12 protein-coding genes are annotated in these 13,868 nt (G+C 67.7%); 8 read left to right on the forward strand and 4 right to left on the reverse strand.

Features of this window, described 5'->3' with window-relative positions; all coding sequences use genetic code 11:
- Nucleotides 1-5 precede the first annotated feature (5 nt).
- Genes ACFWVD_RS11810 through ACFWVD_RS11825 form a run of 4 tightly spaced genes read left to right on the forward strand, consistent with a single transcriptional unit; the run spans nt 6 to nt 3,781 of the window.
- Entirely contained in the window at nt 6-386 is a 381-nt protein-coding gene (locus ACFWVD_RS11810; protein ID WP_379242026.1) for an STAS domain-containing protein, read from the forward strand.
- Nucleotides 376-789, forward strand: a complete 414-nt coding sequence (locus ACFWVD_RS11815; RefSeq protein WP_379242027.1) for an ATP-binding protein — start codon at nt 376-378, stop codon at nt 787-789. The genes ACFWVD_RS11810 and ACFWVD_RS11815 overlap by 11 nt, the downstream gene beginning before the upstream one ends.
- The gene (locus ACFWVD_RS11820; protein WP_379242028.1) at nt 782-1,405 is read left to right on the forward strand and encodes a stage II sporulation protein M; all 624 of its coding nucleotides are present in this window, start codon (nt 782-784) and stop codon (nt 1,403-1,405) included. Before ACFWVD_RS11815 ends, ACFWVD_RS11820 begins: the two co-directional genes overlap by 8 nt.
- Nucleotides 1,406-1,426: 21 nt before the next feature.
- Nucleotides 1,427-3,781 carry a SpoIIE family protein phosphatase gene (locus ACFWVD_RS11825; RefSeq protein ID WP_379242029.1) on the forward strand — a complete coding sequence of 785 codons (2,355 nt, stop codon included), beginning with the start codon at nt 1,427-1,429 and terminating at the stop codon, nt 3,779-3,781.
- A gap of 3 nt (nt 3,782-3,784) precedes the next feature.
- Here ACFWVD_RS11825 and ACFWVD_RS11830 read toward each other — a convergent pair whose 3' ends face one another.
- The 3 genes from ACFWVD_RS11830 to hutC all read right to left on the reverse strand — a co-directional run bounded on the left by ACFWVD_RS11830 (nt 3,785) and on the right by hutC (nt 5,797).
- Nucleotides 3,785-4,372, reverse strand: coding sequence for a hypothetical protein (locus ACFWVD_RS11830; RefSeq protein ID WP_379242030.1), 588 nt, complete (start codon nt 4,370-4,372; stop codon nt 3,785-3,787).
- A gap of 9 nt (nt 4,373-4,381) precedes the next feature.
- Nucleotides 4,382-4,633 (reverse strand): hypothetical protein, encoded by a 252-nt coding sequence (locus ACFWVD_RS11835; protein ID WP_379242031.1) that lies wholly within the window; start codon nt 4,631-4,633, stop codon nt 4,382-4,384.
- 417 nt (nt 4,634-5,050) lie between these two features.
- On the reverse strand, nt 5,051-5,797 hold the full coding sequence (hutC, locus tag ACFWVD_RS11840; RefSeq protein ID WP_379242032.1) for a histidine utilization repressor: 747 nt from the start codon (nt 5,795-5,797) through the stop codon (nt 5,051-5,053).
- Nucleotides 5,798-5,878: 81 nt separating this feature from the next.
- Between hutC and hutU the strand changes: the two genes are divergently transcribed.
- Both hutU and helR read left to right on the forward strand, forming a co-directional pair.
- Complete coding sequence (gene hutU, locus ACFWVD_RS11845; RefSeq protein WP_379242033.1) at nt 5,879-7,555, forward strand: urocanate hydratase; 1,677 nt, start codon at nt 5,879-5,881, stop codon at nt 7,553-7,555.
- 158 nt (nt 7,556-7,713) lie between these two features.
- Nucleotides 7,714-9,906, forward strand: a complete 2,193-nt coding sequence (gene helR / locus ACFWVD_RS11850; protein WP_379242034.1) for an RNA polymerase recycling motor ATPase HelR — start codon at nt 7,714-7,716, stop codon at nt 9,904-9,906.
- A 149-nt stretch (nt 9,907-10,055) separates the two neighbouring features.
- Here helR and hutH read toward each other — a convergent pair whose 3' ends face one another.
- Nucleotides 10,056-11,621: a histidine ammonia-lyase gene (gene hutH / locus ACFWVD_RS11855; protein WP_379242462.1), complete on the reverse strand. Its 1,566-nt coding sequence runs from the start codon at nt 11,619-11,621 to the stop codon at nt 10,056-10,058.
- Nucleotides 11,622-11,765: 144 nt separating this feature from the next.
- On the opposite strand from hutH, the gene hutI reads away from it, so the two are divergent.
- Nucleotides 11,766-12,956, forward strand: coding sequence for an imidazolonepropionase (gene hutI / locus ACFWVD_RS11860; RefSeq protein WP_379242035.1), 1,191 nt, complete (start codon nt 11,766-11,768; stop codon nt 12,954-12,956).
- Nucleotides 12,953-13,867, forward strand: coding sequence for a formimidoylglutamase (gene hutG, locus ACFWVD_RS11865; RefSeq protein WP_379242036.1), 915 nt, complete (start codon nt 12,953-12,955; stop codon nt 13,865-13,867). Before hutI ends, hutG begins: the two co-directional genes overlap by 4 nt.
- Nucleotide 13,868: the final 1 nt, after the last annotated feature.

The raw sequence follows: 13,868 nt of genomic DNA on the forward strand, positions 1-13,868 counted from the left end.
CCACCATGCCGGTACCTATTCTGAAACAGGGCACGTTCCTGATCGCGTCTGTGCAGTCGGCGTTGACCGACGCCGACACCGAGCGATTGCAGGACGACCTGATGAAGCAGGTCAGTCGCTATCGCGCGACCGGCATCATCGTCGACGTCACCGCGATCGACGTGATGGACTCCTTCGCCGCACGGTCGTTGCGCACCATCGCGCACATGACCCAGTTGCGCGGGGCCGAGACCGTGATCGTGGGACTGCAGCCCGAAGTCGCTTTCGCGATGGTGCAATTGGGCCTTACCTTCGAAGACATGCACACCGCGCTGGATCTGGAGGAAGGCCTCTCCTGGCTGAACCGGCACCCGCGTCGACGAGACGGTCGCGACAGTGGCCGCTGAGCAAGTGGCGATCGCGGTCAAGGTGTCGGGTGACATCGTCATCGCTCGCCAGGCCGGCAGTGAACTGGCCGCGGACCTCGGTTTCACCATCACCGACCGCACCATGATCTCCACCGCCATCTCCGAAATCGCCCGCAACATCACCAGTTACGCGGGCAGCGGCGAGATCCGGCTGCTGATCGACGTGCGTGAGGGTCGCCGCGCGCTCATCGTCCAAGCCGAGGATCAGGGTCCCGGCATCCGTGACATTCCGCGCGCGCTCGAGGACGGTTACTCCACCGGCCGTGGCCTCGGCCTCGGCCTGCCCGGTGCGCGTCGGCTGATGGACCGCCTCACCATCGATTCCGCCCCGGGTCGCGGGACGTTGATCGAGATGTGGAAGTGGGTACCCGACGTTGCATGAGGACGGGATCATCGGCCGCACGGAGTGGTCGACCGCGGGTCGCGCACTGCCGGGCCAGGAGGTCTCCGGTGACCGCGCGCTGGTGCTGGACACCGGCGACGGCGGCGTGCTGTTCGGAGTACTCGACGGCCTTGGCCACGGCATGGCAGCGGCCGACGCGGCCGATCGCGCCACAGTCATTCTCACCGAGAACTGCGGTGAACCCCTCGACGTGCTGATGGTGCTGTGCCATCGCGCGATGGTCGAAACCCGTGGCGCGGCAGTGTCTTTGGCGTTGATCGGGCCCGGCGAGACCATGCAGTGGCTCGGGGTGGGCAATGTGGACTCGCGGCTGCTGACGCTGGGCCCCGCGGGTCCGGAACTGCGGGCGACGATGTTGCTCACCGGCGGGATCGTCGGCTACCGACTGCCCTCGCATCTGCAACCGCAGACCCTGCCGATCCGGCCCGGCGACCTGCTGCTGATGGCCACCGACGGGATCGTCGCGGTCGGCCCGGAAGCCCTGGATCTGGCCAAACCCGCCACCATCATCGCGGGCGACCTGCTCGCTCGCGAAGCCAAAGACACCGACGACGCCTTGGTGCTCGCGGCCCGGTTTCGCGGGCCCAGCATATGAGGCATCGATGAGAGGTTGCCGATGAGCGCTGTGCTGGCCGCATTTCTCGACGACTACTCGGTGGCCCTGCGCCGCCACGTCGCCGCACCGGGCCAGGCAGGCCTCACCGAGGGCTACGACCTGGGCAGACGGGCCCTGATCGAGGGCATCAGCCTGCTCGATCTCACCGAGAACCATTTCCATGCCGTCGCCGAATACGCCGGTGCCCCAGCCGATCCCCGCAGCGCCGAGGTGGCGCTGGAATTCCTGCTGCAGACCATGGCCGCGCTGGACATCGCCACCCGCGGGTACCTCGACGGCACCCGCCGCTACGAGCAACAGCGTTCGCGCGCAGAGGATCTCGAAGGCCGCGACGCGTTCCGCACCGCACTGGTGGAATCGCTGCAGGACGGGTTCTTCGTCGCCGACGATCACGGCACCATCGTGGAGGTCAACTCCGCGTTCGGGGTGCTCACCGGGTACGGCGCCAGCGAAGTGCCGTTTCGGCTGCCGCATCCGTGGGCGCTGTCGGATCGGGACGGATACCCCCAGATCGGCACGGAGGCTTCACGTTTCGTGATGCCGGTGCGCCACCGCGACGGCCGGGAACGCTGGCTTGCGGTGAGTGCGAGTTCGCTGGTGATCCAGGAGAACGACGAGCGGATCTTCGTCGGGACCGTGCGTGACGTGACCGCCGAGCACGACGCGCAGGCCCGCGATCAGGCCGCCTCCCGCTTGGCGACCGCCGTCGGCGCGGCCACGTCCATGGTGGAGGTGCTCGCGGTCGGTTTGGACGAACTGCGCCGGACCATGGGTGCGGAGACCGCGCTGGTGGCGGTGTGGCCGAGTCGCACCGGGCGGCCCGATGTGTACTCCTGTGGTGCGCCGCCGTCGCCTCCCGCCGATTCCACTCCCGAACTCGCCACCACCGCAACGCATTTCACCGCCGCGCCGATGCAACAAAGCGGTCCGCATGGGGATGGTCCGGTCGTGCTCGACGATGACATCGCGAACCTGCTGGACCGGTCGCGTCGGCAGTCCGCGCGCGGCCTGTCCGCGATCACCGGTGACGAGGGCGGGGTCGACGCGGTCGTGGCACCGCTGGGCGAGACCGGCGACGCGGCGCTGTGGGTGCGGTTCGGGGCGCCGCGCGCGGTCAGTGCCGCGGACTGGGCACTGTATTCGCTGCTGGTCGGGCATCTCAGTGTGGCGTTGCAGCGCGCCCGCAACTTCGATCAGGCGCGCGCCACCTCGTTGACGTTGCAGCGAGCCATGCTGGGTCCGATTGAACTGCCGCCCCGGTTCTCGGTGCATTACGAACCCGCGCTGCCGCCGCTGGAAATCGGTGGCGACTGGTACGACGTGGTGCCGTTGCGCGACGGAACCATCGGCGTCGTCGTCGGTGACTGTGTGGGCCGTGGTCTGTCCGCGGCGGTGGTGATGGGCCAATTGCGTACCGCGGCACGGGCTTTGCTGTTGCGTGGTGCGGGGCCCGCGCAGCTGCTGGCCGAACTCGACGCGGTCGCCTCGCGGATTCCCGGCGCGATGTGTACGACGGTGTGTGCCGCGGTGCTGGATCCCGAGCGCGGGATGGTGCGCTATTCGAACGCGGGTCACATGCCGCCGGTGCTCGCGCCGCCGGGTGGGCCGGGTCGGATCTTGGAAGGTGGGCGCGCGGTCCCCCTGGCCACCTTCGACACGCCCCGCAGACCAGAGGCCACCACGGCGCTGCCACCGGGCGCGACCCTGGTGTTGTTCACCGATGGACTGGTCGAGCAGCGCGGGTACGACATCGCCGAGGGCTTCGTGAAGATCGCCGACGTGCTCAGCGAGACCGGGGAGGCACTGCCGCGCGATGTCGCCGACGCGGTGCTGTCGCGGTTGTGTCCGCCCGCAGGGTACGACGACGACGTCGCGATGGTGGTCTACCGCCAACCGCCCGAACCACTGCACCTCGATATCCCCGCCGCCGCAACGGAATTGGCGGGTTTGCGCCGCAGCCTCTACCGCTGGTTCGCCGCCGCCGCGGTCCCGCACGACGTGGCCGCCGACCTGGTCGCCGCCGCCAACGAGGCCTGCAGCAACAGCGTCGAACACGCCTACCGCGATCGCGAACCGGGCCGCGTGACCCTGACCGCTCGCTGCGACGGCGACCGGGTGGTCCTGGATATCGCCGACCACGGCAGGTGGATCCCTACCCCCACCGATCCCGGTTACCGTGGTCGCGGCGTGGAGATGATGCGGGCGCTCACCGAGGACCTCGCGTTCGACCACGACGACACCGGCACCCGGGTGCGCATGTGGGTCACCCTGCCGTCGATCACCTTCCCCACACCCAATCCCTTGCGCACCGTGTCGCGCCCGCCGGCGGTCAGCTCCCGGCAGAACTCGTTCTGACGGTCAGCGCGCGGCGGTGCCGCCCAGACTGTTCAACACCAGCAGGTCGGGGGCCGTGGCATCCACGGCAGTGGTGGTCAGGCGTTGCGGAGGGTGCAGGGTGGTGCAGCGGCGGGCCAGCACGGTGCCACAGGCGGTGATGGTGGTGGTGATCAGGTCTTCGGCCAGCGGCAGATCGTCGTCGCGGTAGGCGTAGACCGAGAAGCGCACGGTGTCCTGGTCGGACTGGCGGACGGCTTCGGCGGGGCAGCTGGACAGCAGCATGATCGCGGCGGCCAGATCGGCGCAAGGGTCGCCGCCGATCAGAGTTCCCGAGGCCAAGGCGGCGAAAAGTGTTCGCAGGCAAGGCTGTTCAGGTCGCTGCTGGGCGTCCTGGATGCGCGACCACCGGCACAGCGCCGGGTGTTGCTCGATGTCTGGCCTGCCCTGCCAGCGCCTGCGGGCGCAGTCGAGCAGGCGGGTGGCGGTGGCGTCCCACACGTGCGGTGTCTCGATCCGGGCCACGATCCGCAAGCGGCGGCATTCGTCGACGACGGCGGTGGACACTGGCGCTTCGATGAGCGGCGTGGCCGCCGGGCGGTGCGTCTGCATAGTCGGCTCCTAGCGGGACGGAGAGGAGGAAACGAGCGGGCGCTGTGCGGCGGTACCGCGCTGCCAGGCCAAACCGAAGGCCCAGGCCGCGGCCAGCACGAGCACGGCGGCGACGGCCGCCAGCGCGCCGAAAACCACCCCGCCCGACCAACCCACCCCGTGATAGCGGGCGATCAGCGCCGAGGCCAGAATCGGTCCCGCGGTGACCAGCACGGGGATCAACAGGATCAACCCGAGCGTCACCAGAGCCGTGGGCGTCATGACTGTTTTCGCTGCGGAGAATCCACCCCGGGAGATCGCTGTTCGCGGCCCCGACGGCTGCGTTACTGTAGCCATTTCCGCCCTCCGTTATCCGATTGGAACCCAGCGAAACTATGGAGACCTAAACGTACAGCCCCGATCCCACCTACCGCGAAGTTCGTCATGAAACAGTGATAACCGCAATTGCCGAATCGGCGGAATGCAACCTATTTACGCAGGTCAACACCACTATTTACGATTGCTATCAGTTTGCTATGAACAGATTTCATTCAGATTGGATAACGATTGACGGCCTCGATCGAGGCAATGTCACGTTTTCGCCGCGCAGGCGGCAATCCCGCAATAATGCGGTCGATAACCGCAGGTATTTCACCGGAAGTTTTACCACCGAGCAATAGCCGGTAATACAACAGTCGATCAGCTATTGAAGCTGCCTTCCAAGCGATTTCGCGAACCCGGATGCAACAGTCGCGCCACGCTGACCAGCCCGCCCGAGGACCAGGTGCGCCGCCGGATCAGCAGGCACGGCTCGTCGGCGTCGATGCCCAGCAGCGCGCACTCCTCCCGTGTGCCCCGCACCGCCTCCACCACGTGCTCGCCGCGCAGCAGCGGGGCGACCTCGCTGAGGTAGGTGTTGGGAGTGACGGTGGTGAAATCCTGGGCGAGGTAGTCCGGGGCCTGCGCCGGGTTCACGAAACGGTCCTCGAGTTGGATCGCGACGCCGTCCTCGAAATGCACCAGCACCGAGCGGAACACGGTGCCGCCCATGGCATTCGCCAGTTCCGCGTCGCCGGGCACCTCCGCCCGCACGAACACCACCTCGGTGCGATGCCGGTGCCCGCGGTCGGCGATCTCGTCGGCGATATTCCTGACCTCGAACAGCGGTGACGTCGCCTTGGTCGCCGCGACGAAGGTGCCCACACCCATCACCCGAGTGAGCGCACCGTCGGCGGTCAGGTCGCGCAGGGCGCGGTTGATCGTCATCCGGGAAAGGCCCAGCGCCGCGACGAACTGGTTCTCCGAGGGGATCTGCTGCCCCGAACTCCACCGCCCGGCCTTGATCTGCGCCATGATCAGCTGCTTGACCCGCTCATACGCCGCGAACTCGCTGCCGAGCTCGCCGTACAACGCGGCCAGCTCCAGCTCGACTACCTCGATCGCCACCGATATCTCCTCCGTCGCCCAGAGAATACGTTGCACCCAACCGTGCGCGGTACTTGTATATACAGGACTATACTGGCTCGCATGAACGACGCGACCACGCCTGTCTCCGGCCCACGCCCCGTGTCCGCCCCGCGCGGCACCGAGCTGCATACCCTCGGGTGGCAGCAGGAAGGCGCGCTGCGGATGCTGATGAACAATCTGGACCCCGAGGTGGCCGAACGCCCCGACGACCTGGTCGTCTACGGCGGGACCGGGCGCGCGGTGCGCAGTTGGGCGGCGTTCGACGCGATCGTGCGCACCCTGGAGACCCTCGCCGCGGACGAGACGTTGCTGGTGCAGTCGGGCAAGCCGGTGGGGGTGTTCCGCACCAACGAGTGGGCGCCGCGCGTGCTGCTGGCCAACTCCAATCTTGTTGGCGACTGGGCGAATTGGGATGAGTTCCGCAGGCTCGAGCAGTTGGGGCTGATGATGTACGGGCAGATGACCGCGGGGTCGTGGATCTATATCGGCAGCCAGGGCATTCTGCAGGGCACCTATGAGACGTTCGGGGCGGTGGCGCGCAAGCGTTTCGGGGGGACGCTGGCCGGAACCATCACGCTGACAGCGGGTGTCGGCGGTATGGGTGGGGCGCAGCCGCTGGCCGTGACGATGAACGATGGTGTGGCGCTGTGTGTGGACTGTGATCCGGCGCGGATCGACCGGCGGATCGCGCACGGATATCTGGATGTGAAGGCCGAAACCTTGCAGCAGGCCTTGGATCTGGCGATCGCCGCCCGCGACGAGCGCAAGCCGCTGTCGATCGGTGTCGTGGGCAACGCGGCGGAAGTGTTCCCCGAACTGCTGGCCATGGGGGCGCCGATGGACATCGTCACCGATCAGACGTCGGCGCATGATCCGTTGTCCTACTTGCCGATCGGGGTCGCGCTCGAGGACTGGCACAGTCTCGCGGAGAAGGACCCGGTGTGGTTCACCACCGAAGCGCAGGCGTCGATGGCCAAGCATGTCGAGGCGATGGTCGGGTTCATGGATGCCGGCGCCGAGGTGTTCGACTACGGCAATTCGATTCGCGACGAAGCCCGAAAGGGCGGCTACGACCGGGCTTTCGCGTTCCCCGGCTTCGTGCCCGCCTACATCCGCCCGCTGTTCGAGGAGGGACTGGGTCCGTTCCGCTGGGCCGCGCTGTCGGGTGATCCGGCCGATATCGCCGCCACCGACCGGGCGATCCTGGAACTGTTCCCCGACAACGAGCACCTGCGCCGGTGGATCACCATGGCCGGGGAGAAGGTGCGGTTCGAGGGTCTGCCGGCGCGGATCTGCTGGCTCGGCTATGGCGATCGTCACCGTGCGGGGTTGAAGTTCAACGAGATGGTCGCGTCGGGTGAGCTGTCCGCTCCCCTGGCCATCGGGCGCGATCATCTGGACTCCGGGTCGGTCGCGTCGCCGTATCGCGAGACCGAGGCGATGGCCGATGGTTCCGACGCGATCGCGGACTGGCCGTTGCTCAACGCGCTGCTCAATACCGCGTCCGGCGCGACGTGGGTGTCGATTCACCACGGCGGTGGGGTCGGGATGGGGCGGTCCATTCACGCTGGTCAGGTGTGTATTGCCGACGGGACCGAGCTCGCGGCGCAGAAGCTGGCGCGGGTGCTCACCAACGATCCGGGTACCGGCGTGATGCGGCACGTGGATGCGGGGTACGAGCACGCGGCGGAGGTGGCGCGCGAGCGTGGGGTGCGCATTCCGATGCAGGAAGGCTGACTCGGGCGGAGGTGCGGAATCCGGCGCCCGCGAGAAGTTCGCGGCGTGGCCGGGTTTCTCCACTTTCAATCTATAGCGCACATGGGGGCTTGCGGCAAGGCCCCGTCCGTACTGCACAATCGTCCGGTCGCGAATCGGAAAAGTACAGTTAGGGGCACATGTCTGCGCACGGGTACGAAGCGGAACGCCAGTCCGAGCAGGGCTATGTCGCCGGGCTCTACGCGCGGCTGGATGCCGAGCGGGCGCGGGTGAAGGGGCGGTACAGCGCGGCACTGCGCTCCAAGGGCGAGTCGGCCATGGAGCGCGACAACGAGGTGCGCGCGCTGGGCCGGGAGGTGCAACGCCTCGATGTGGCCGACAACGGGCTGTGTTTCGGACGCCTGGACGCGACCTCGGGCGAGCGCACCTACATCGGGCGGATCGGGCTGTTCGACGAGGCCGACGAGTTCGAAACGCTGCTGTTGGACTGGCGTGCGCCTGCCGCGCGTGCGTTCTATGTCGCGACCGCGGCCAACCCGGAGGGGATGCGCAGGCGTCGCCAGTTCCACACCCGCGGACGTCAGGTGGTCGATTTCACCGATGAGGTGCTCGGTCGGCCGGACGGTAGCGCCAGTGGCACCGATGCCGCGCTGTTGGCCGCGGTCGACGCCCCGCGTGGGGAGGGGATGCGCGATATCGTCGCCACGATCCAGTCCGAGCAGGACGAGATCATCCGCCTCGAACACCCCGGTGTGACGGTCATCGAGGGCGGTCCCGGCACCGGCAAGACCGTGGTGGCCCTGCACCGTGTCGCGTATCTGCTCTACACGCAGCGCAGGCGGATGGAGCGGCAAGGTGTGCTCGTGGTGGGCCCCAACCCGGCCTTCCTGAACCACATCGCGCACGTGCTGCCGTCGCTGGGCGAGACCAATGTCGTGTTCGCCACCACCGCTGACCTGGTGCCCGGTCTGCACGTGACCGCCGAGGATGTTCCGGAGGTGGCCCGGCTCAAGGGGTCGCTGAAGATCGTCGAGGTGCTGGCGGCGGCGGTCGCGGATCGTCAGCGTCTGCCCGAGGCACCGTTGTCGATCGCGTTGACCGATGTGACGGTGCGGATCGATGCCGCGACCGCGGAGTGGGCCAGGCAGGAGGCGCGCGAGAGCGGGCGGCCGCACAACGAGGCGCGGGCGGTGTTCACCGAGATCGTCACCTACGTGCTCACCGAACGCGCGATCGCCCGCATCGGCGAAGGGTGGCTGACTCGCGACGACACCGAAGCCTGGGAACAGTTGCGGGCCGATCTGCTGCGCGAACTCGCCGACAACGAGGAGTTCACCGCGGCGCTGGATCAGTGCTGGCCGATCCTGCAGCCGGAAACGCTGCTGGCACAGCTTTATTCGTCGCATGATCGGCTGCGGGCCGCTGGTGCGGATGAGGCGCTGTTCCGGGCTGATGGTGGGGCGTGGACGGTGTCGGACGTGCCGTTGCTCGACGAACTGGTCGACCTGCTCGGTCGCGACAAAGCCGCCGACGACACCGCGGAGAAAGAACGCAAAGCCGAAGCCGAATACGCCGCCGGCGTGCTCGACACCCTGATCAGCCGCGAAGACCTCATGGACGACGAGGACCACCTCTTGGCCCAGGACATGCTGTTCGGCGAGGACCTGGCCGAACGTTTCCTCGAACGCGACACCCGCGAACTGTCCGAACGTGCTGCGGCGGACCGTGATTGGACGTACGGACACGTGGTGGTCGACGAGGCGCAGGAACTGTCGGAGATGGACTGGCGGGTGCTGATGCGCCGCTGCCCGAGCCGGTCATTCACGATCGTGGGCGATCTGGCCCAGCGGCGGTCCGCGGCGGGTGCGACGTCGTGGGGCACGATGATGGAGCCTTACGTTCCCGGCCGGTGGATCTACCGGTCTTTGACGGTGAACTACCGCACGCCCGCGGAGATCATGGCTGTGGCCGCGGATGTGCTGGCCGAGTTCGCGCCTGATGTGCGACCGCCGGACTCGGTGCGGTCGTGCGGGGTGGCGCCGTGGTCTCGGCATGTCACCGCCGATGAATTGCCTTCTGCGATCGAAGAATTCGTTCGGAACGAAGCCGGGCGTGAGGGCACGAGTGTGGTGATCGGTCCGCCGGGAGTGCCCGGTACGGTTCCCGCATCGGAGACGAAGGGACTCGAGTTCGACTCCGTGCTGGTCGTCGATCCGCAGCAGATCCTCGCCGACGGTCCTCGTGGTGCCGCTGAGCTGTACGTCGCGCTGACCCGCGCCACGCAACGCCTGGGCGTATTGCACCAGAGTCCGTTGCCGGAATCACTGCGTGGGCTCACCGCGGTCGAACCGGCAGAACAGTTGCAGGCGTAGGGATTTCACCGCACTGCCGGTTGCCACAACGGCAATCGGCAGCGCGGTGGACAATCCACGCCGCTGTCGACCAGTCGAGCTGGCAGCCCCATCCAGCCGAGCCGGTCGCAGCCGTCACCCGGTCAGGGCGTAGCCATACGACCAGTCCGTCAGCCGAGCGGGCCGGTCACCGATTCGGCGGCGGCGAGCAAGGTTCCTGAGCTGGCCAAGCGGACCGCTGCTTCGATTTCCGGGGCGAGGTAGCGGTCCGGGCCGGGACCGAGCACCTCGGTGCGCAGAGCCGCCACGACGGCTGCGGTGGCGGGAGCCGGGGCGAGAGGTGCGCGCAGGTCGAGGCCGCGGGCAGCGGTGAGGGCTTCGATGGCCAGGACTCGGGTGAGGCCGTCGATGGCGCGGCGGAGTTTGCGGGCGGCGGACCAGCCCATCGAGACGTGGTCTTCCTGCATCGCCGACGACGGGATCGAGTCGACCGAGGCGGGGGCGGCCAGGCGTTTGAGTTCGGAGACGATGGCGGCCTGGGTGTACTGGGCGATCATGTGGCCGCTGTCGACGCCGGGGTCGTCGGCCAGGAACGGGGGCAGGCCGTGGTTGCGAGCCTTGTCCAGGAAGCGGTCGGTGCGGCGCTCACTGATGGAGGCGACGTCGGCGATCACGATGGCGAGGAAGTCCAGTACATAGGCGACGGGGGCACCGTGGAAGTTGCCGTTGGATTCGACGCGACCGTCGAGGGTGACCACGGGGTTGTCCACCGCACTGGCCAATTCGTAGCCCGCGATCCGCTCGGCGTGGTCCAGGGTGTCCCGAGCACCACCGGCGACCTGGGGTGCGCAGCGCAAGGAATACGCGTCCTGCACCACGGTGCAGTCAGGCGTGGCGTGACTGGCAACGATCGGCGAATCCGCCAGCACCCGAACCATATTCGCCGCCGCGACAGCCTGACCCGGCTGCGGCCGCAGCGCCTGCAGATCGGCGGCGAAAACCTTATCGGTACCGAGCAAGCCCTCGACACTCATCGCCGCGGTCACATCGGCCAGTCGCAGCAGATTCCGCAGGTCGTGGCAGGCAAGCACCAACATCCCGAGCATCCCGTCGGTGCCGTTGATCAGCGCGAGCCCTTCCTTCTCCTCGAGCTCGACCGGGGCGATCCCGGCAGCCGCCATCGCCTCGGCGGCAGGCATCCGCACCCCCTGCGCATCGCGCACCTCACCCTCACCGATCACGGCCAGCGCGACATGCGACAGCGGCGCGAGATCCCCCGAACACCCGAGGCTGCCGTACTCGAAGACCACCGGGGTGATCCCCGCCGACAGCAACGCGGCATAGGTCTGGGCCACGACAGGCCGCACACCGGTCCGCCCGGTGGCAAGGGTCGACAGCCGCAGCAGCATCAGCGCCCGCACCACCTCACGCTCGACCTCGGCCCCCGACCCGGCCGCGTGCGAACGAATCAAACTGCGCTGCAACTGCTTCCGCAACTCCAGGGGAATGTGACGCGTAGCCAACGCCCCGAACCCGGTCGACACCCCATACACCGGCTTCGGATCCGCAGCCAGGGCCTCGATCCGAGCCCGGCTGACACCGATGGCGGCGATCGCCTCCGCCGACAGCACCACCGCGGCACCGTCCCGAGCCACCCGCACGACATCTTCCGGCGAAACCGGGCCCGTGCCGACGACGACGTCGGCCGCGACGGTGGAATGCTGGACCGGTTCGATGCTCACTGTGCTGCTCCATTCCGAAAGGATCGCGAGGCCGGGGGCGATCGGACCGCACCCTACTGCTTGACCTACCTGTCTATACAGGACTATACATACCGGAAGAGACCCGTCACACATGCGCTGACCAGGAGGACCTCCCCCGTGCCCACCACCGCGTTGCGCAATATCGGCACGCTCGTCACCAACGATCCAGCTCTCGGCGAAGGGCCCCTGGGGTTGCGCCAAGGTGCCGCGATCGTGTTCGAGGATGCGCGGGTGGTGTGGGTCGGTGACAGTCGCGATGTGCCCGCCGCCGACACCGGCTTCGATATGGGCGGGCGGGCCGTGCTGCCGGGGTTCGTGGAGTCGCATTCGCATCTGGTTTTCGCCGGTGATCGCGCGCAGGAGTTCGCGGCGAGGATGTCGGGGCGGCCCTATACCGCCGGTGGGATTCGCACCACGATCGAGGCGACGCGGGCGGCGACCGACGAGCAGTTGGCGGACAATGTGCGCAGATTGCTGGACGAGTCGGTGCGGGCGGGCAGTACCACTGTCGAGATCAAGAGTGGGTATGGGCAGACCGTTGACGATGAGCTGCGCAGTGTGCGGATCGCGGGGCGGTTCACCGATGAGGTGACGTTGCTCGCGGCGCATGTGCCGCCGCCCGAATATGCCGGGAGGACAGACGAATACGTGACCATGGTGGTCGAGCAGATGATTCCGGCGTGTGCGCCGCACGCTCGGTGGATCGATGTGTTCTGTGAGCAGGGGGCGTTCGATCGGGATCAGGCGCACGCGGTGCTGCGTGCGGGGATCGCGCACGGGTTGGTGCCGCGGGTGCACGGGAATCAGTTGCATCAGGGGCCGGGGGTGCAGTTGGCTGTGGAGCTCGGGGCTGCTTCGGTTGATCATGTGGCGCATGTGAACCGTGCCGATATCGACGCGCTTGCGGGGAGTGAGACGGTGGCGACGGTGTTGCCGGGGGCCGACTTCTGTACTCGCAACAGTTATCCCGATGCCAGGGCGCTGATCGATGCCGGGGTCACGGTGGCATTGGGGGCGGATTGCAATCCGGGTACCAGTTACACCACGAGCCTGCCGTTTTGCATCGCGCTGGCGGTGCGGGAGTTGCATATGACGCCCGATGAGGCTGTGTGGGCGGCGACGGCGGGTGGCGCTAAAGCGTTGCGGCGCAACGATATCGGTACGCTCTCCCCCGGTGCCCGCGCCGATATCGTCGCGCTGGATGCTCCTTCGCACCTGCATCTCGCCTACCGTCCTGGGGTTCCGTTGATCAGTCAGGTTTGGCGTGACGGTGTGCTCGCTGTGACGAATAGGGGTGTTGCCCAGTGACTTCCGCGTGGACCGGTCGCGTCGACGGCACGACCCCCGAACATCTGCGTTGGCACCAGGCCGTCGCACCGTACGAGTCGGGCAACGATGCCGGCGCGTGCGTGTTCGTCGGTTTCGCCTGTGAGGAGGGGGTTCGTCGTAACAAGGGTCGCCTCGGGGCGGCGCAGGGGCCGGATGCGTTGCGGCGGGCACTGTCGCCGATGGCCCTCGCCACTCCCCTGCGGGCTTTCGATGCGGGCACCATCGCCGTGACCGACGATCGTCTCGAAGACGGTCAGCGGCGCCTGGGCGAAACCGTCTCCGAACTACTGGACGACGGCGCTTTCCCGGTCGTGCTCGGGGGCGGCCACGAGATCGCGTACGGCACCTACCTCGGGCTGGCCGGTTCGCACCGAACCAAGGGCCGAACCCTCGGAATCCTCAATCTCGACGCACATTTCGACCTGCGCCCCGACCCGATCCCCAGCTCCGGTACCCCGTTCCGGCAGATCCTCGAGTCCGTCGACAACGTCCGCTACGCGGTGATCGGGATCAGCCAACCCAGCAACACGAAGATCCTGTTCGACACCGCCGACCGGTTCGGTGTGCGCTACCTGCTCGACGACGAGTGCGAGCCCGCACGCGTCACGGATTTCGTCGACGATTTCCTGGCCGGGATCGACCTGCTGTACCTGACCATTGACCTCGACGTCCTCCCCGCGTCGGTAGCTCCCGGCGTGAGTGCCCCTGCGGCATACGGTGTTCCGCTGTCCACCATTCAAACCGTGTGCGACCGAGTCACTTCCAGCGGCAAGCTCGCGATTGTCGATGTCGCCGAACTCAATCCGAGTCTGGACATCGACAACCGCACCGCCCGCACCGCCGCCCGCCTGATCCACCGGATCGTCACCCGACACGTCCCTATCGGGTGAC

Origin of the sequence: Nocardia sp. NPDC058666 (assembly GCF_042714895.1) — a bacterium.
Lineage (GTDB): Bacteria > Actinomycetota > Actinomycetes > Mycobacteriales > Mycobacteriaceae > Nocardia.

Bases quoted from the DNA above. Each gene is read 5' to 3' on its own strand.
- ACFWVD_RS11810 (WP_379242026.1), top strand. From the start codon at position 6: ATGCCGGTACCTATTCTGAAACAGGGCACGTTCCTGATCGCGTCTGTG.
- ACFWVD_RS11825 (WP_379242029.1), top strand. From the start codon at position 1,427: ATGAGCGCTGTGCTGGCCGCATTTCTCGACGACTACTCGGTGGCCCTG.
- ACFWVD_RS11830 (WP_379242030.1), bottom strand. From the start codon at position 4,372: ATGCAGACGCACCGCCCGGCGGCCACGCCGCTCATCGAAGCGCCAGTG.
- ACFWVD_RS11835 (WP_379242031.1), bottom strand. From the start codon at position 4,633: ATGACGCCCACGGCTCTGGTGACGCTCGGGTTGATCCTGTTGATCCCC.
- hutU (WP_379242033.1), top strand. From the start codon at position 5,879: ATGAACGACGCGACCACGCCTGTCTCCGGCCCACGCCCCGTGTCCGCC.
- helR (WP_379242034.1), top strand. From the start codon at position 7,714: ATGTCTGCGCACGGGTACGAAGCGGAACGCCAGTCCGAGCAGGGCTAT.